This is a genomic window from Marinomonas vulgaris (genome assembly GCF_018145875.1).
Classification (GTDB): domain Bacteria; phylum Pseudomonadota; class Gammaproteobacteria; order Pseudomonadales; family Marinomonadaceae; genus Marinomonas; species Marinomonas vulgaris.
Genome location: NZ_JAGSSV010000002.1, coordinates 59,228 through 77,105, shown reverse-complemented (window position 1 = coordinate 77,105; position 17,878 = coordinate 59,228). Strand labels below are relative to the sequence as shown.

Annotated in this window: 15 protein-coding genes; 11 read left to right on the top strand and 4 right to left on the bottom strand. The window is 44.2% G+C overall.

Annotation, left to right across the window (positions count from 1 at the left end):
- The first annotated feature begins 264 nt into the window (after positions 1-264).
- The 3 genes from ubiG (at position 265) to J9B83_RS02605 (ending at position 4,779) form a co-directional block, all read left to right on the top strand.
- Positions 265-987 (top strand): bifunctional 2-polyprenyl-6-hydroxyphenol methylase/3-demethylubiquinol 3-O-methyltransferase UbiG, encoded by a 723-nt coding sequence (ubiG, locus tag J9B83_RS02615; protein ID WP_211535175.1) that lies wholly within the window; start codon positions 265-267, stop codon positions 985-987.
- A gap of 22 nt (positions 988-1,009) precedes the next feature.
- Entirely contained in the window at positions 1,010-1,753 is a 744-nt protein-coding gene (locus tag J9B83_RS02610) for a YciK family oxidoreductase (protein ID WP_211535174.1), read from the top strand.
- Between the two features lie 170 nt (positions 1,754-1,923).
- Complete coding sequence (locus tag J9B83_RS02605; protein ID WP_211535173.1) at positions 1,924-4,779, top strand: insulinase family protein; 2,856 nt, start codon at positions 1,924-1,926, stop codon at positions 4,777-4,779.
- 55 nt (positions 4,780-4,834) lie between these two features.
- Here J9B83_RS02605 and J9B83_RS02600 read toward each other — a convergent pair whose 3' ends face one another.
- Both J9B83_RS02600 and fabV read right to left on the bottom strand, forming a co-directional pair.
- On the bottom strand, positions 4,835-5,434 hold the full coding sequence (locus J9B83_RS02600) for a hypothetical protein (protein ID WP_211535172.1): 600 nt from the start codon (positions 5,432-5,434) through the stop codon (positions 4,835-4,837).
- Between the two features lie 90 nt (positions 5,435-5,524).
- Positions 5,525-6,727 (bottom strand): enoyl-ACP reductase FabV, encoded by a 1,203-nt coding sequence (gene fabV / locus J9B83_RS02595; RefSeq protein ID WP_211535171.1) that lies wholly within the window; start codon positions 6,725-6,727, stop codon positions 5,525-5,527.
- Positions 6,728-6,904: 177 nt separating this feature from the next.
- Here fabV and J9B83_RS02590 point away from each other — a divergent pair, with 177 nt between their 5' ends.
- Entirely contained in the window at positions 6,905-8,146 is a 1,242-nt protein-coding gene (locus J9B83_RS02590; RefSeq protein WP_211535170.1) for a glycosyltransferase family 4 protein, read from the top strand.
- 30 nt (positions 8,147-8,176) lie between these two features.
- On the opposite strand, the gene J9B83_RS02585 is transcribed toward J9B83_RS02590, so the two are convergent.
- Positions 8,177-8,371, bottom strand: a complete 195-nt coding sequence (locus J9B83_RS02585; RefSeq protein WP_211535169.1) for a DUF1289 domain-containing protein — start codon at positions 8,369-8,371, stop codon at positions 8,177-8,179.
- 143 nt (positions 8,372-8,514) lie between these two features.
- Positions 8,515-9,231 carry a YebC/PmpR family DNA-binding transcriptional regulator gene (locus J9B83_RS02580; RefSeq protein WP_211535168.1) on the bottom strand — a complete coding sequence of 239 codons (717 nt, stop codon included), beginning with the start codon at positions 9,229-9,231 and terminating at the stop codon, positions 8,515-8,517.
- 314 nt (positions 9,232-9,545) lie between these two features.
- Between J9B83_RS02580 and J9B83_RS02575 the strand changes: the two genes are divergently transcribed.
- From J9B83_RS02575 to J9B83_RS02545, 7 genes are all read left to right on the top strand, one after another.
- Positions 9,546-10,952, top strand: coding sequence for an ATP-binding protein (locus J9B83_RS02575; protein WP_211535167.1), 1,407 nt, complete (start codon positions 9,546-9,548; stop codon positions 10,950-10,952).
- Positions 10,953-10,970: 18 nt separating this feature from the next.
- Positions 10,971-11,648 (top strand): response regulator, encoded by a 678-nt coding sequence (locus tag J9B83_RS02570; RefSeq protein ID WP_211535166.1) that lies wholly within the window; start codon positions 10,971-10,973, stop codon positions 11,646-11,648.
- A 28-nt stretch (positions 11,649-11,676) separates the two neighbouring features.
- On the top strand, positions 11,677-12,633 hold the full coding sequence (locus J9B83_RS02565; RefSeq protein ID WP_211535165.1) for an AEC family transporter: 957 nt from the start codon (positions 11,677-11,679) through the stop codon (positions 12,631-12,633).
- A gap of 9 nt (positions 12,634-12,642) precedes the next feature.
- Positions 12,643-14,724: an ATP-binding protein gene (locus tag J9B83_RS02560; RefSeq protein ID WP_211535164.1), complete on the top strand. Its 2,082-nt coding sequence runs from the start codon at positions 12,643-12,645 to the stop codon at positions 14,722-14,724.
- A 2-nt stretch (positions 14,725-14,726) separates the two neighbouring features.
- On the top strand, positions 14,727-16,097 hold the full coding sequence (locus tag J9B83_RS02555) for a sigma-54-dependent transcriptional regulator (protein ID WP_211535163.1): 1,371 nt from the start codon (positions 14,727-14,729) through the stop codon (positions 16,095-16,097).
- A gap of 133 nt (positions 16,098-16,230) precedes the next feature.
- Positions 16,231-17,118 carry a helix-turn-helix transcriptional regulator gene (locus J9B83_RS02550; RefSeq protein ID WP_211535162.1) on the top strand — a complete coding sequence of 296 codons (888 nt, stop codon included), beginning with the start codon at positions 16,231-16,233 and terminating at the stop codon, positions 17,116-17,118.
- 21 nt (positions 17,119-17,139) lie between these two features.
- Positions 17,140-17,676 carry a flavodoxin gene (locus J9B83_RS02545; protein ID WP_211535161.1) on the top strand — a complete coding sequence of 179 codons (537 nt, stop codon included), beginning with the start codon at positions 17,140-17,142 and terminating at the stop codon, positions 17,674-17,676.
- Positions 17,677-17,878 lie beyond the last annotated feature (202 nt).

The window sequence follows — 17,878 nt, the reverse complement described above, 5'->3', positions numbered from 1 at the left end:
CAGGATGTTTTGTTCGTCTATAATAGAATTTTACCGACCGCCTAAATCGATCTAAATCAATAAGGTCTGCGTAAAAAGCCGAAGAAAGACAACTAACTCAGTTTATTATTGGTCGACCCTTAAGGTGGCGTTATACTAGCGTCATATATCTTAGTACCGAGACTCAATACAAAACACGCACAAAACAGCAAGTCGATGCGCTTTTTAACACTTTATCGAGCCCGACTTTTGCATTTTCAGCAAACTTTATAATGGACAGTAAAAATGACCGGCAACCAACACAAGAATGTAGATTTAGACGAAGTGGCAAAATTTGAAGCACTGGCAAGCCGTTGGTGGGACACTGAAAATGAATTCAAGCCATTACACGACATCAACCCTCTTCGCACAAATTACGTGAATGAACGATCTGGCGGCTTGAAGGACAAAAAAGTGATCGACGTGGGCTGTGGCGGTGGTATTTTGTCTGAAGCCATGGCAACACTTGGCGCTAAGGTAAAAGGCATTGACATGGGTGAAGCGCCTCTTGCAGTGGCCAAACTTCATAAAGAAGAATCGCAACTAGACATTGATTACGAACGAATCACAGCTGAAGAAATCGCTGAACGCGACGCTGGTCAATACGATGTGGTTACCTGCTTAGAAATGTTGGAGCATGTCCCTGACCCCGCGTCCGTTATCAAAGCCTGTATGACGCTAGTCAAACCCGGTGGCCACGTGTTCTTCTCAACCATCAACCGCAACCCGAAGGCTTACCTGTTTGCCATTGTCGGCGCCGAATATGTGCTAAAAATGCTCCCTAAAGGCACTCATGATTACGCCAAATTCATTCAGCCTGCCGAATTAAGCAATTACGCCCGTCAAGCTGGGCTTGAAGTCACTCACATGACTGGCATGACGTACAACCCGATTACAAAAGTATACAAGTTAAACGAGCGGGATGTTTCCGTTAATTATTTGATGCACACCCAAAAACTCGACGCCTAATAGAAAGGCGCTAGGAGGAGATATGTTTCATTATCAAGCCCCAAGCCAATTATTAAAAGACAAGGTCATTCTGGTCACAGGTGCAGGCGACGGCATAGGCAAAGCTGCCGCCATAACGTATGCCGAACATGGCGCTACTGTTGTTTTATTAGGCCGCACCCAAAAGAAGCTTGAAGCCGTTTATGATTACATAGAAAAGCAACAATACCCTCAAGCCGCCATAGTGCCACTCAATTTAGACGGCGCAGCGGAGCATGATTACACAGAGCTTGCCAACACACTGAAAACCGAGTTTGGTCGACTCGATGGCATTTTGCACAACGCCAGTTTGCTCGGCGAAAGAAAGCCCATTGCCGCTTATGATCCTATTTTGTACGAACAAGTAATGCGCGTTAATGTGACCAGCCAACTCATGCTCAACCAAGCTCTTTTACCCCTGATGCAAAACGCTGATCAGGCATCCATTGTTTTTACCTCATCAGGTGTCGGTCGACAGGCGAAAGCCAATTGGGGCGCTTACGCCGTATCAAAGTTTGCAACGGAAGCCATGATGCAGTTGCTTGCAAGTGAATTGGCCGAACTTTCGCCTTCCATCCGCGCCAACGCCATTAATCCAGGCGCCACTCAAACCAATATGCGCGCCAAGGCTTATCCAAACGAAGACCCAAACACACTACCCACACCAAATGAAATCATGCCGCTCTATCTTTACCTAATGGGACAAGATAGCTTGTCGGTAAACGGTCAGTCTCTCGACGCCCAGTAACTTTCTTGACGATCCAGATACAATGCACAACAACTTAGCCATTGCATCTGGTCGTCGGCTTCAGTTAGTCTCCTTCTATGAACTCATTAAGAAGCAGATTACTTTACACCCTCTTTTTTTTAATCGCGTGGACGTCACCGACCAGTCACGCGCACGACACCCATTCTTCTATGACAACATCAAACACAAACTTTTCCAATGTGGTTGGCGCCTACCCTTTTAGTCAAAATGACATCAATGGCATTTTTAATAAAAGCTTAACGGACAAGAATAACTATCATCATCTTGTGCTGGAAAATGGACTGCGCGTGCTACTAATTAACGATCCCCAGGCCGAGCGCTTTGCCGCTTCTCTTTCGGTGAACGTCGGTAACTTCCAAGACCCTCCAGAACAACAAGGCTTGGCGCATTTTCTAGAACACATGCTATTTCTCGGCACCGAAAAATACCCAGAAGCAGGTGACTACCAAGGCTTCATCAACACCAATGGTGGCTCACATAACGCCTACACCAGCACTAATACCACCAATTTCTACTTTGATATCAAACCATCCGCCTTTGAAGGCGCGCTCGATCGCTTTTCGCAATTCTTCATCTCCCCTCTTTTTAGCGAGTCACTTACACAACGAGAAAAAAACGCTGTCGATGCCGAGTACAAGGCCAAACTTAAAGACGAAGGTCGTCGTAATGGTCAAGCACTGAAAACCTTAATCAATCCCGAACACCCCTACAGCGACTTCACTGTCGGCAACTTAGATACTTTAAAAGACCGCCCCAACAGCCCATTACGAGAACAACTGTTGAATATGTACAACGCCTATTATCACAGTAGCAATATGGCGCTGGTATTGGTCGCTAACATGCCATATCAGAAAATGGCCAACCTAGCAAAACGTTATTTCGTAGAAATCCCTCAAAAAGAGCCCAAAAAAGCAGCGGACTTCCCTGCCTTGCTTACTGACAAACAACCTCAGTTGCAATTTATGCGCCCTCTAGTAGATGGCCACACATTAAAATTCTACTACCAAATAGACGCCCAAGAGCAAAATTACAAAACACAACCAACTCGATATTTGTCTCACATTCTAGGCAATGAAAATAAAGGCTCTTTGTACGCTTCCCTCAAATCGGATGGTTTCATTAATGGTCTTAGCGCGGGTCTGACAGCAGATTACGGTAACAACGCCTTATTTGTCATCACCATAAGACTGACCAATGAGGGCATGGATAACATTAATGTGGTAGCCAAGCGCTTCTTTGCCACCTTGAGCTTGCTGCAGTCGACACCCATTAATCCAATGTATCTAGAAGAAGGCTTACAACTTAGTCAGCTGATGTTTAATCATCAAAACTACGTTAACCCACAAGATCTTGCTCGATCCCTATCCGCCAAAATGCTGACCATCCCTTATGTCGACATATTAAGTTGCTTCCGACTTGACACCATGGCAGACACCCAACAAGTACGTCGATTATTACAACAATTGACCCCAGAAAACCTGCTAGTCCAAGTTATCAGCAAAAAAGACATGCCAGAGAATTGGGCAAGCTCGGCATTAAATTGGCAGACAGAAAAGTGGTATCACAGCCAATACAGCAATCACTTTTTCAGTGCCGACTTTTTAAACGAGATACAAACGTCAGTCCAAAGTACACACGTCAGCTTGCCAGAAAAAAATCGCTTTATTCCAACATCATTAGCATTAATTGACGAACACCAAGACACCCCATCGATCGTATTTGAAAAGGATGGTTTCGTATATTGGAACAAGTCTGATGCTGAGTTTGGCAAGCCTACCGCTATGACATTTTTAGCCCTGCGCTATGATCACGCGGCCGATACTGAACGCAACACATTGCTGAATCGACTTTGGACTCGCCTTTTTAATGACAGCGTGAGCGAGTCAACTTACGCACCTTACGTAGCTGGACTGGGTTATTCACTGTACCCGCACAGCAATGGGCTCACACTAAGAACCAGCGGATATTCCGATAAACAAAACACTTACAACGCCTGGCTTATCGATCAGTTATTCTTGTTTCGACCCAATTTAGCGCGCTTTGAACAAGCAAAAATTCAACTTAGTAAAGATCTCAGCAACCAAAAAAGCCGCCAAGCGTACCATAACGCCAGCAGCGCATTAACCATGCTGATCACCAAAAACAGCTTCACTATAGAACAGTTAGAAGCCACACTGCCTTCACTCACTTTTGACGATTTACAAGGCTACATCAAAGCCGCGCGCCAACAATTTAGTGTGGTCGGTTACAGTACAGGCAACATCACAAAAGAACAAACCCAGGCTTTTGCCGACTCTGTCTACCAACGCTTCGTTGGGCGCTTAATCGCAAAAGACCCTATCAAAATAGAAACCAAGCCACTAACCACGCAAACAAAGCATCATTATCAGTTTGAATCCACCAGCGACGATAGCGTGGTGCTATACGCCCTCTTGGACACAAGCTCACAAATTAAAAGCAACGCCGTGACCGAAAAAGCCTATTTTGCCATTTTAACCAAGCTCATTGGCAGTCGCTTTTATCAATCACTGCGCACTCAGCAGCAGCTTGGCTACATTGTTGGCGTGCAAAACCTAAGCACAAGAAACACCCCTATTTTGGGCTTGCTTGTGCAATCCCCTAACAAAAGCACTCGCACTATTATTAATGCTATGGAAGCCTTTTTAGAAGAACAGAAAAAATGGCTACCGACCGTCCCACAAGACACTTTTGATGACATCAAACATTCGCTGTTAAATGAATTGAGCATGAAAGCAAAAAACTTGAGTGACAACGCATTAGAAGAATGGCATCAGATCGCCAAAACTGAACCCGACTTTGATGCCAGAGAAGAATGGATTAAAGAAGTTGGAAACATTAAGCGAAAAGACTTTATCGCCTTTATTAGCCACAAATTAGCACTAAATGAAACAGTTAAGATCATGACACATAATAAGCCCTTCCCCCAGGATATTGACGATCAATCAGAGTGGAAAGAGGCAAACACAGATACGCAAAATTTATAACAAGACAATTAACTTAAAACAATAGACTTAAAACGATAGACTCAAAACAAAAACCTTAACCACCAATGAGCTTTTCTAATTTTTCTTCATTGGTCTCCTCTACCGCCTCAACCTCTTCAGATGCACTTGGTTGAATGGGAATAACCCCTTTGCCAATAGGAGAGAAATCACCAGCATCAGGGGATATTTCTGCAGAGCCCGCTACGTCTGAATCCGCTTCATTTACAAATGATCCATCAGAGAAAGAGTTACCATCAGAACGTATTTCATCTGCAAAGACACCAATTTCAGGCATCATACGCAAGCGTTTTTCTTGAATATCGTCTGGAATATTGCCGGTAAACAACACAGTAAAAGGGGACTCTTCCGTTCTTTGATTTACTTCGTCGTAAATCTCTTGCTCACGAGCCGCTATTTTATTTTGTTCTAGATAAGGCAGTGTTTTACCGTCTGATGAAATAACTAAATTGGGGCCTAATGTCGACGTCGATTTATCGGCTGGAATCACGGCGACTTCAGGGCCAGAACTAACAACCACCTGATGCTGCGAATGAATCACTTGATCACCGTAAATAATGTCCACTGGCTGGCGCTCAATCGTCTGTGCATTTACCACACCGGACACCAACAAACACCATCCAAATGAATATTTCATAAGCACCTTAACACTCACTATCGTTAAATACAGCCAACAAAAAAGGAGCCAAAGCGACGCTCGGACTCCTTCGATACACGCTAATCTAGCTTACAGTGTGATGACATCAAAGTCAGCTTCTGGGTTCGCATCCGCGTCATAATCAACGCCATCCAAACCAAAACCGAACAATTTCAAAAACTCATCTTTATAAAGCTGATAATCGGTTTCGGCAAACAAGTTTGCATCATTGATTTGTGGCCAAAGGTCACGACATGCTTGCTGCACGTCGTCACGCAATTCCCAGTCATCAAGGCGTAGACGATTCATCTCATCGGTCAATTCCGCTGGCGTGTTGTTGTTATACAAGCGCTCAGAAAATAGTCGATAAATCTGGTCCATACAACCTTCGTGTAGACCTTTTTCACGCATCACACGAAACACCATCGCCAAGTACAACGGCATCACTGGAATGGCAGAAGACGCCTGAGTCACAACCGATTTAAGCACCGCGACGTTAGCGCCACCGTCAAGTGCAGCTAATTGAGCATTGATCGCTCCAGAAGCACGATCCAAATCTTCTTTTGCTTTGCCCAGTGCACCATGCCAATAAATCGGCCAAGTAATGTCTGAGCCTATATAAGAGTAGGCTACCGTACGAACCCCTTTCGCCAAAACACCTGCATCATTCAACGCAGACATCCATAACTCCCAATCCTGACCGCCCATTACTGTGGTCGTTGCAGCCACTTCTTCTTCAGTCGCCGGCTCAATTTCCGCTTCAATGATCACGTCTTTATTAGTATCAATGGCCGTAGAGCGATAAGGCTGACCAATCGGCTTCAATACCGAGCGAACCACTTCGCCAGTATCAGGCATTTTACGCACCGGTGACGCCAATGAGTAAACCACCATGTCAATTTCGCCTAAATCTTGCTTGATCAGTTCAATGACTTTCGCACGGGCTTCATGAGAAAAGGCATCGCCATTGATGCTCTTAGCGTACAAGCCTTCTTCTTTCGCGGCCTTGTCAAACGCAGCCGAGTTGTACCAACCCGCTGTGCCAGTCTTTTTCTCAGTACCTGGTTTCTCAAAGAACACACCAATGGTGGCAGCGCCAGAACCGAACGCCGCGGCGATACGAGAAGATAAGCCATAACCACTGGATGCGCCGATGACCAAGACTTTTTTAGGGCCGTTTTCTACCGCACCCTTGCTCTTTGTAAAAGCAATTTGGTCTCTTACATTTTGTTCACAACCAACTGGGTGCGTGGTTGTACAAATAAATCCGCGAATCTTAGGTTTAATGATCATAATATCGTCTCAATGTCATGTTTTGCTTACGTATTGCTTCGCTGTTGATACTCACCATTAATACAAGAGAGCCAGCCAATACAAATCTGTTCGCCATGATACAATAGCCAAAAGAATATGTCCTGATTCTCCTCAAAATACAGAATCGAAAACCCCATTTGACTGTGAGAGAACACTGTGAACCTACTTGTCATCGGCTATGTCTGGCCAGAACCGAACTCCTCCGCCGCCGGCAGCCGAATGATGCAATTGCTCACCTGTTTTCGTCAACAAGGCTGGCAAGTCACTTTCGCCAGCCCTGCTCAACAAACCGAGCACATGGCCGATTTATCTCTTTTGGGTATTAGCGCCGAACACATCGCGTTAAACGACGCCTCGTTTGATCTCTATATCGCCGACAAAAAACCGGACATCGTGGTATTCGATCGCTTCATGATGGAAGAACAGTTTGGTTGGCGAGTCGAGAAACACAGTCCAGACTCATTGCGAGTATTAAACACAGAAGATCTACATTCTTTAAGACAAGCCAGACATCAAGCCTTGAAACAGCAGCGTGAATTTCAGACCAAGGACCTTTACAGTGATGTGGGCATTCGTGAAATCGCGGCCATTCACCGTTGTGACTTAACCTTGATGATCTCAGAAGTCGAAACCCAGTTGCTGATCGAGCACTTTCATGTACCAGAAACGCACGTGTTTCATTTGCCTTTCATGCTGCCCAAACCAGCTGTTTTAGAGACACTCAAACCCTTTGAGGACAGACAACATTTCATTAGCATTGGTAATTTTCGCCACGGACCGAATTGGGATGCCGTACTGCACCTAAAGGCAGACATCTGGCCCGCTATACGCAAACGTCTGCCCAAGGCCGAATTACACATTTATGGCGCTTATCCACCACCAAAAGCCACTCAATTGCATAACCCAAAAGAAGGTTTTTTGGTAAAAGGTTGGGCCGAAGACGCCCACGCCGTAATGCAGCAAGCTCGCCTTTGTTTGGCGCCACTTCGCTTTGGTGCAGGCATTAAGGGAAAATTGGTAGAAGCCATGCAAATGGGCACGCCCAGTATCACCACCTCTGTCGGCGCTGAATCCATGCACGGTGAATGGCCTTGGAATGGTGTGATCACAGACGACATAGACACCTTTGTTGATGCCGCTGTTTCACTTTATAACGACAAAACCAGCTGGCAATTGATGCAAAAGAATGGCAACCAACTATTGGAATCACGCTATCAAGCAAGTGAGTGGCAACCCAAACTGATTGACCGCCTAACACTTCAGGTTACGCTAAAAGAAACCTTAAGACAGTCTCACTTTATGGGACTTATGCTGCGTCATCACACTTTAAAAAGCACCCAATACATGTCTCAGTGGATTGAGCTTAAAAACGCGGCAATAAATAATGACAAAAATTAAAGACTGCAGGGGAAACAAGCAGCCGAAGCATTATTTGCTGACAAACTGGCTGCTTGCTTCTCGCTCGCGTACTTTTTCCATCACAGCAAGCTGGGCGTCGTAGTCCAGCCGCCCCCATAGGGTAATTTCTTGACCTGTTCGATAACAACCCACGCACACATCTTCATCGTTTAACAAACATACACTGACGCAAGGAGAGGCAACTTGAGGTTTTGAATCTGACATGATTTTCCTTAGGCTTTAAATTACTTGATAGCTTTATGTTTTTTGATAACGGGGCTTAATAGTTCACTGCCCATAAACAAAAAGCCCCAACAACATAACTTGTCAGAGCTTTTGATTAGGCGATTTTTTTAAAAACCTAAAAACTAGTATTCGGCGTTATGATAAACACGCTGCACATCGTCAAGGTCATTTAGCAAATCTAAGAAACGGTCAAATTGCTCCACTTCTTCGCCTTGAATCTCTGTCATATTTTGCGCGACAAATTGAATTTCATCCACATCAAATTCAATATCGCCCAAAGCATCTGTCAAAGCGGTTTTGGCTTTGCTGTAATCAGTATGAGGTGCAAACACGGTAACCTTACCATCTTCTAGCTCAATATCTGTTACGTCTACATCGGCCATCATTAGAGCCTCTAGAACAACTTCTTCATCTGTCCCAGAAAAAACAAAGATAGCACTGTGGTCAAACATATGACTCACACTGCCTTGGCTACCAATTTTACATTTCACCTTATTAAAGCAGGTGCGCACATCGCCAAAGGTACGGTTAGGATTGTCGGACAAACAATCAACAATCACCATGGTATTACCAGGGCCAAACCCTTCATAACGGGCCGTATCAAAATCTTCTCCACCACCACCTTTCGCCTTGTCTAGCGCTTTATCAATGACGTGAGTTGGCACTTGATCTTTTTTGGCTCGATCAATAAGAGAACGCAACGCCAAATTACCATTCGGGTCGATACCACCGGATTTTGCGCAAACATAAATCTCACGGCCGTATTTACTGTACACCTTGGCTTTTTGGTCAGACGTTTTTGCCATGGACTCTTTGCGGTTTTGAAAGGCTCTGCCCATTACATATTCCTATTATTTACTGTCTTAAAAAAACTGATTCTAACGTGTCGCCCAAAAAGAAGGAACTGCTAGCCCAGCTTAAATACCATAAAACCTGCCCTATATAGGTCAGCGTAAGACTAAAATAGCCCTCAGTTTTCGATACCTCGCCATTAAAGGTTTTAATGCAATGAAATTCCTCATTATTTACACCCGTGTCAAGTAGCCATAATTTACCGAAAAACTGTATAGTAAACAGATATCTAGTGCTGTAGCTGAAACACATCAAGGTATAAGCTACTACCATCAAAAAAACAGGAAAACATTCCCCATTTATGGCCATCACAAAAGGGTTAAAAATCCGACACAAATTGTTTGCCGTTTTTGTGTTGAGCAATATTCTTCTTATCGTGTCCATGTGGCAGGTTTTTCAATGGAGTTTTGATAGAGGATTTGTATCCTATGCCACAGAGCGCGATCGAGATTTCCTAGAGCAGATGGCCAATCGAACCGCTAATTTGTATATCTACTACGACGATTGGTATTTCTTAGTACAAGAAAGCCGCATGGAACGTGAGTGGTATCAAGCAAAGCTGGAAAACTTACGTGATCTAGTACCACCACCAAGCACGCCAAATTTAGACCTAATTTACCCATCACAATACTATCGCCAGCGTTTTTTACTGTTTGATCAAAATCAACAACCGATAATCGGCAAAATACGCTTTAGTGATGCGGAAACTTACGCCGTAAAAGTCGATAAAGAAATCGTCGGTTATGTAGGGCTTCGCTCCATACGAGAATTAGTACAAGATCAAACCTTGCGCTTCGTTCGCCAGCAAGGAGAAGCCTTTTTGTTAATTTCAGCTTTTATGCTGACCATTGCCGCTTTATTAACTTGGCCACTTGCCCAGTGGTTAAGTCGACCGATTACATCAATGCAAAGAGCGACTAAAAAACTTGCCGCTGGAAAATACGACACTCGTATTGCGGTGAAAGGATCTGATGAACTGGCGAGCTTAAGTTGTGACTTTAATAACCTCGCTTGCACTCTTGAACACACAAGAGAAGCTCGAAAGCGCTGGGTGGCTGATACGGCTCATGAACTTAGAACACCCGTCGCTATTTTGCGGGGGGAAATTGAGGCCATGCAAGACGGCATTATTAAACCTTCGCCTGACAGTCTTGCCTCATTGCACCAAGAAACCATTCATATTGCACGCCTTATAGATGACTTAAACCAGTTATCCATGCATGATATGGGAAGTTTAAATTATGAAATGGACGATGTGTCGATTAACGATATTCTTGAACAAACTGTTCAATCTATGACATTGCCGTTTAATGAAGCGGGATTAGAACTGGAATACGAATATCTACAGAAAAAACCGATCATAATGAACGCTGATTCAAGTCGATTGCATCAACTGTTTTCAAACTTGATGAATAACTCGCTAAAATACACCAATTCTCCCGGCAAACTGACGGTTAAGTTGGCGAGAAAATCGAAAAAAGTCATTGTACTGTTTGAAGATTCCGCGCCTGGTGTTTGTGATGAAGACAAAGACAGAATTTTCGAGCAGTTTTTCCGTGTCGAGAACTCAAGAAACAGAACAACGGGTGGTAGAGGGTTAGGTCTCGCTATCTGCGCCAGCATTGTGGATGGTCATCAAGGCTCCATTAGTGCTTACCATTCACCCGATGGTGGTTTAGGCATAAAAGTAGAATTTCCTATAACTTAATATGGAACGAATAAAATTATGAGCAAAGTACTGATTGTTGAAGATGAACCTAAATTAGCTGAGTTGATGGCTGCCTACTTAGAACAAGCAGGCTACGAACATCATCACCTTGATCGCGGTGATATCGCGGTAAACTACATTAAAAACAACCACGTCGACATCGTTTTGTTGGATCTAATGCTACCAGGGTTAGACGGCATTGAGATCTGTAAGCAAGTTCGTCAATTCAGCGGTGTTCCCATCATAATGGTTACCGCAAAAGCAGAAGAGATTGATCGCTTGATTGGATTAGAAATGGGCGCAGACGATTACGTATGCAAACCTTTTAGCCCTCGCGAAATTGTTGCTCGTGTCAAAGCTAACTTACGTCGTGTTGAACTGGACCAAGCAGAATCGCCGCGTACTGATGGTTTTGATCTTGATGTAGATCGTCTACGCGCCACTTATAAAGGCGAACTGATCGACCTAACCACAGTAGAATTTCAGTTGCTGCAGTTATTGATCAAAGAGCCTGGTCGTGTATTTGGTCGTGATTTGATCATGAAGAGCATTTATACTGACAGTCGTGTCGTGAGTGACCGTACTATCGACAGCCACATCAAAAAGTTACGTAAGAAAATTTCGACCGTGGCGCCTGAACTTAATGTTATTCACTCTGTGTACGGTGCAGGCTATCGCTTCGAAAATAACGATTGATCATCGACTTTAACCATTGCTTTAAGGAATGACTTTGGACAACTTTTTAGACGTACTGGTATTCTCTTTTTCGATCACCATGCCCATTTTCCTTATTTTGGTGCTGGGGGTGATCTTGTATCGAATGCGAGTCATCAATGATAATTTCATTGATACAGCCTCTAAACTGGTGTTCAACGTCACACTTCCCGCATTACTTTTTATCAGCATTTCCAAAACCGATTTAAGCAGCGACACCGACTTTTCCTTAGTGGTGTATGCGATGATCGCCGTGCTGGCGACTTATCTGGCTCTGGAAATACTCATGTCTTTTTGGGTACCTGACAAAGCCGATCGAGCGGTGCTGGTGCAAGGTGCTTTTCGATCCAACATGGGTATCATTGGTCTGGCCTATTGTGTCAACGCCTATGGTAACGATGTGTTTCTTGTGGCGTCTTTGTACCTAGGCGGTGTCACTGTTCTGTTTAATATATTGTCGGTGATAGGTTTAAGTCGTGGTTTGGGTAAAAACGCAAGCGTTAAAGGCATTTTAAAAGGGATTGCAAAAAATCCGCTTATTATTGCCATTGCTGCCGCGTTTGCGACGTCCATTACCGGCTTTACACTTCCTTCTACACTTTACAAAGCAGGCGATTACTTTGCTCAAATGACACTTCCCCTTGCCCTTTTGTGTGCAGGTGCGTCCTTAAGCTTTAGCTCTTTAAAAAGTGGATTAGCTGGCCCTATCTTAGCGTCTTGCGGCAAGCTGATTTTTGTTCCCTTTGTTCTTACCTTCGGTGGCTTTTTATTAGGTTATCGCGGAATGGAGCTGGGTGTACTTTTCCTTATGTCCTCCGCCCCAACCGCCTCCGCAAGCTACATCATGGTTCGCGCCATGAATGGCAACTCCGCTCTGGCGGCCAATATCATAGTCATTACGACCATTGTCTCCTTGCTCACCACCAGCATTGGCGTTACTGTGTTGCGCAGTTTTAATCTTATATAGTAGCTTTTCTTGATTACACAGTTCCGTAAACATAGGCTTTTTTTTCTCACCTTAGGCTCTAGCCTGCTAACAGCGCTGTTCTTTGCGGTTCATACCATCGCTTATCAAGCACTGATTATTGATAAGCATTCTGAAGGCCAAAACCAACTTCTGAATTACGTAATCGAGTTACGTAATGAATTAAAAAACTACCATATCCTCCCCTTTGCCCTCGTCGATAACCCCACTATTTTGGCGTTTATGGAGCACCCAAAAGACGAGGTACTTACGCAGCGTCTGCATCGCCAGCTGGAAGATTTAACCCACGTATCAAAAACACAAGACTGGTATATCTTATCCGTTCAAGGTGACCTGCTTGTTTCAAGTGAGCAGTCCCCAAATTTCAGTCTAGATGATTATTTTGACAAAAAACGGCTTGGCCAAATTCTAAAAGAGCAGCAAGGCGAATACATCTTGATTTCCGGTTACAGCGCTGACCATAATCAGTCCGCTCACCTTGTACTTGCGCCAGTGTACAGTTCGGGTCGTTTGACTGGTGCTATCGCGGTACGCATTAGTGTGAATCACTTGATTGAGCGTTGGAATTTGTCCAATGATTTGGTTGTCATGACAGATCAGAATAACCTTATTTTTTTAGCGGATAAACTCAATAGACATCTAGTGGGCAATTGGCTGGACAGCTTGCAGCCAGTGACTTTTTTCAACTATACCCGTTCACAAACCTATTTGTTGCAAGGTGAAAATTACCTAGTGCAAAACGTCACTCTCGACGATTTGAGATGGCAAATTCATTACCTATCAAACTTAAAAGACATACAGAAAAAAGCACAAAATATTGCGTTTATCAGCCTAGGTGTTTTCGCATTGATTTTTCTATTCTGGCTGTATCGTCGCGAACGGGCATTAAAAATAGCCTCTAAGGTTGAAAACGAAATTCTCATCGCCAACAGTGCACAACGTCAAAGGGTCGTCATAGAAAACACCCACGTTGGCCTGCTACAGCTAACAAAATACGGCGATATTTCTTTTGTAAATCCAATGGGACTTCGTTACTTTGGCAAAAAAACTCAACTGAACGGTCATTCTTTGCAAGAGTTCTTGCCAAGTTGCCCTGAAAACGACACCACTTTAAAATTCGTACAATCTCTTTGCCAACATGAGTCAAATAGTCTCCCGCTGTCTAGCAACTTGTTAGAACAAGAAGTGGTTTTACGCAAGGATAATGGTCAGCTATTCCCTGCACTATTGTCTATTTCTTCTTTAGAATGGAGCGACTCCCAAGGTTACTTGGTCACCTTGATTAATATAAGTAAGCGGAAAAAAGCCGAACTAAGCCTACTTGAAGCCAATTCGCGTTTAGAGGAACGGGTGCTAGAAAGAACTCGCGCTTTAGAAGCGGCGCAAAAAGAACTATTACGCACCGAAAAGCTCGCGGCCATTGGGCAAATGTCTACCGCCATCGCCCACGAGTTAAACCAGCCTCTAACGGGAATTCGAACTCTTGCTTATACCGCCGAGTTACTTGTGAAACGACAAGACGCGGAACAAGCTTTAAAAATATTGGCTGACCTTGAGTTACTAGTGGTCAGAATGCAAAGCCTCACCAGTGAATTAAAGGTACTTGCTTATCGTCGCCCTGAACAACTGATACCAACCTCCATCAAATCTTCGCTTAGCAAAGCCATCGACAGCCTAGGTGACGATGCCCATGATATTCAATGGGACGTGTTACTCAATGACAATGATAAAGTAATCGCAGAGCCCACCCGTTTGGAGCGTATTTTTTCAAATTTAATCAGCAACTCCATTCAGGCATGCAAAGAACACAGTATCAAGACCTGTATTCACCTTGATGTTGAGCCCCACGACTCTTATCTTACTATTCATTATCAGGACAACGGTCCTGGCATCGACCCAGCTCAAATAAAGCATATTTTTGAGCCCTTCTTCACTACTAAACCCATAGGCAAAGGCTTAGGGCTAGGACTTGCTATCAGCGCAAACCTTGCGAAAGACATGAACGGAACACTCAAAGCCAGTCAGACCGACAATGCGCCGCTGGTTTTCCGCTTAACATTACTAAAGGCGTAAATATGGACTCTAAAAATCCACAATCTATTGAAATCTGGCTACTCGATGACGACGAAATCGTCCGCTCAACCACCGCGCAATGGCTGCGCCTTTCTGAATACACAGTAAGAGAATTCGAAGCCGCACAAGACATTATCGATCGGTTCTGCATTGGTAATGCCTGCATCATCGTCAGCGACATACGCATGACGCCAATAGACGGCTTGTCATTGATGACCCATTGCCTGACAAGAGAGCCTGAATTTCCTTTTATCTTAATCACAGGTCATGGGGACGTGGACACCGCCGTAAATGCCTTACGGGACGGTGCTTTTGATTTTTTAGAAAAACCATTTGACCCCAACCGCCTGCTAAAAACCGTTGAAAAAGCCATCCAGCTCAGAAAAGTACAGCGTCAGCATGCTAATCAATCACAATATCTTGGTGATTTACACGGTCTGGAAGAAACCATTATTGGTCAACACGAACAAATCATTCGCGTTCGTCACCAAATACGCACCTTCGCCAGTATGGATACTCATGTCATTGTTTATGGCAAAACAGGTTGTGGCAAAGAGCTGGTAGCCAAGGCATTGCACGATTGTAGCCCTCGTAGCGATCGCCCTTTTGTTGCCATTAACTGCGCAGCCATTCCAGCGGATCTTTTTGAAAGTGAGCTGTTTGGTCACGAGGCAGGGGCTTTTACCAGTGCAAATAAAAAGCGTATTGGCAAACTCGAGCACGCCAGTGGAGGCACTTTATTTCTCGATGAAATTGAAAGCATGCCACTGGCGATGCAAATTAAACTGCTACGAGTGCTTCAAGAGAATCAACTTGAACGCATCGGCAGCAACCACACCATTGACATTGATTTAAGAGTGGTAGCCGCCGCCAAAAGCGACTTACAAACACTGGAGAACTTTCGACAAGACTTATTTTTCCGCCTGAATGTGTCACAGATACATTTGCCTGATCTACGTTGCAGAGGCAGCGATATCCCTCTACTGTTCGAGCACTTCTGCCGTATCGCAGTGAAAGAGCGCGGTGGTGATATTCGTCAACTTAGCCCCATCGACCACGAAACGCTAACCCTCTATGGCTGGCCTGGGAATGTACGAGAATTACGCAACGTAGCACTGCGCTATGCTTTGGAGCCCAACACCAGCGTCGCTAAAATACTCGCGGGTTATCAAGCTCAAGACGATATAGACACGATTTCACCATTACCACTGAGTGTCAAAGTGCAAGAGTTTGAACGCAGCTTGATCGAAGCCAGCTTGCGTCAGCAAAAAGGCAACATCCAATCAGTGCTGGAACAGCTACAGCTGCCACGTCGTACCTTGAATCAAAAAATGCAGAAATATGGCCTCAATCGATCCGATTACCTAGACTAACCAAGAACTATTGACGACCATCTGTAATAAATATGTCAAAATGTGATTCTTAGATTTTTTATTGAGAATCACTTGCATTAAAACCTTAAATACTTTTTAATGAGACTCATTATCATATTTGAGGTGACAGGCGATGCACGTAAACATGCGCGATGTATACAAAGCAGATGGCAGCGTTAAAGAAGATTTGACACCTTGGTTGTCAGGCCACAGGCACCACACCTCTCTTTTACCCAATCTAGAATGGCTAGACCAATCCATTCAATGCCAGCAATCGATTTCACTTCATGAAACCGCTCAAGCTGGCTTGTATTTTTCATTGTTGGCGCAAGATGACATTCGCTCTGTAGATGACATTCAAACAATACAAATTACTCACCAAGCACGAACAGTAAGTGGTGATGTAACATTAAAACCGGGCCAACACACCAGTCTCATGCAGGCTCGTATTAGCCCAGCCCTTTTAGCTGCGGTGCTTGGAGAAACAGAAGATCATATTCTTCAACACTTTTCAGCGATGACGGCCAGCCTGTCCAATGAAAAAGGTATTATTCAATTACCCATTACGCCAAGAACAACGGCCTTAATTCAACCTATTTTGACACACTCAGGACACGCGATAAGTCTTGCTGGTCACCTATATACACTTATTTTCAGCATCATTGAACAACTGCAAATGTTGAGTCATTTATCAAAATGCGAGGATTGCCAATCTAAGCTGTTTCAAGCACAAAACCTGCTGGAAACACCCAATTTCACAAGCCTCAACATAAGACGTTTAGCACAACAAGTTGGCTTGAATGCCGAGGCATTAGCAATCGGGTTTCATTTAATCACAGGGCAAACCATTGAACATTACTGCCTACCCAGCCGTATACAATCCGCTGCAGCACAAATTCGACAAAACCCCGCTTCAAAGCAAGAGATTGTCAGTCAGAGTGGCTTTTCAGATGCGCAATTTGAAGCGGCTTTTATTGAGCATTTTGGGGTTTACAGCCATCAATATGGGCCAATTCACTAAATAATAGGAATCACAGTTAACATGGCGAACGCATCCATCGCACTGATTTATGGAACAGACACCAATAATACGGAAGAAGTAGGACATAAAATTGCCCAACAATGGCAAGACCTTGGTGAAAAAGTTGATATTTTTAATATCAAAGACATAGAGCTACAACAGCTCGAAGACTATTCGCTGCTCATTTTAGGCATACCAACATGGGATTTTGGCGGTATCCAAGCCGACTGGGAAGACGTTGGTGATAGCTTAGCTGAATTGTCCCTGAGTAACACCACGATCGCCTTGTATGGGTTAGGCGACCAGTTTGGTTATGGTGATTATTTTGTCGATGCCGTGGGCTGGTTATACGAAAAGCTTTTACCCACCAATGCGACTTTTATTGGCCAATGGTCAACTGAAGGGTACGACTTTGAAGCCTCAAGAGCTTGCATTGAAAATAAAGATCACTTTGTTGGCTTAGCCATCGATGAAGATCAACAGTTTGAACTCACTGACGAACGAATCGAACAGTGGGTTATCCAACTTTACGCTGAAAGAGCTGCTGATGCCGCTTAAACAACCACCTGACTGGCCATAACATTAACACTAACGACTAAAATTTGGTTTCCTCCTATTCGCTGCCCCGAATATCCAAATTTAGTGATTAATGTATGAGGTTGTTAAGTGACCTGCACTCTCCCGCGTGAAGAGCGTGGCTGCCTTCGTTTTCTCTCCTGCTTGGAGGCAGTCACGTATTTCTTTTTCTGGTACTCTTTTT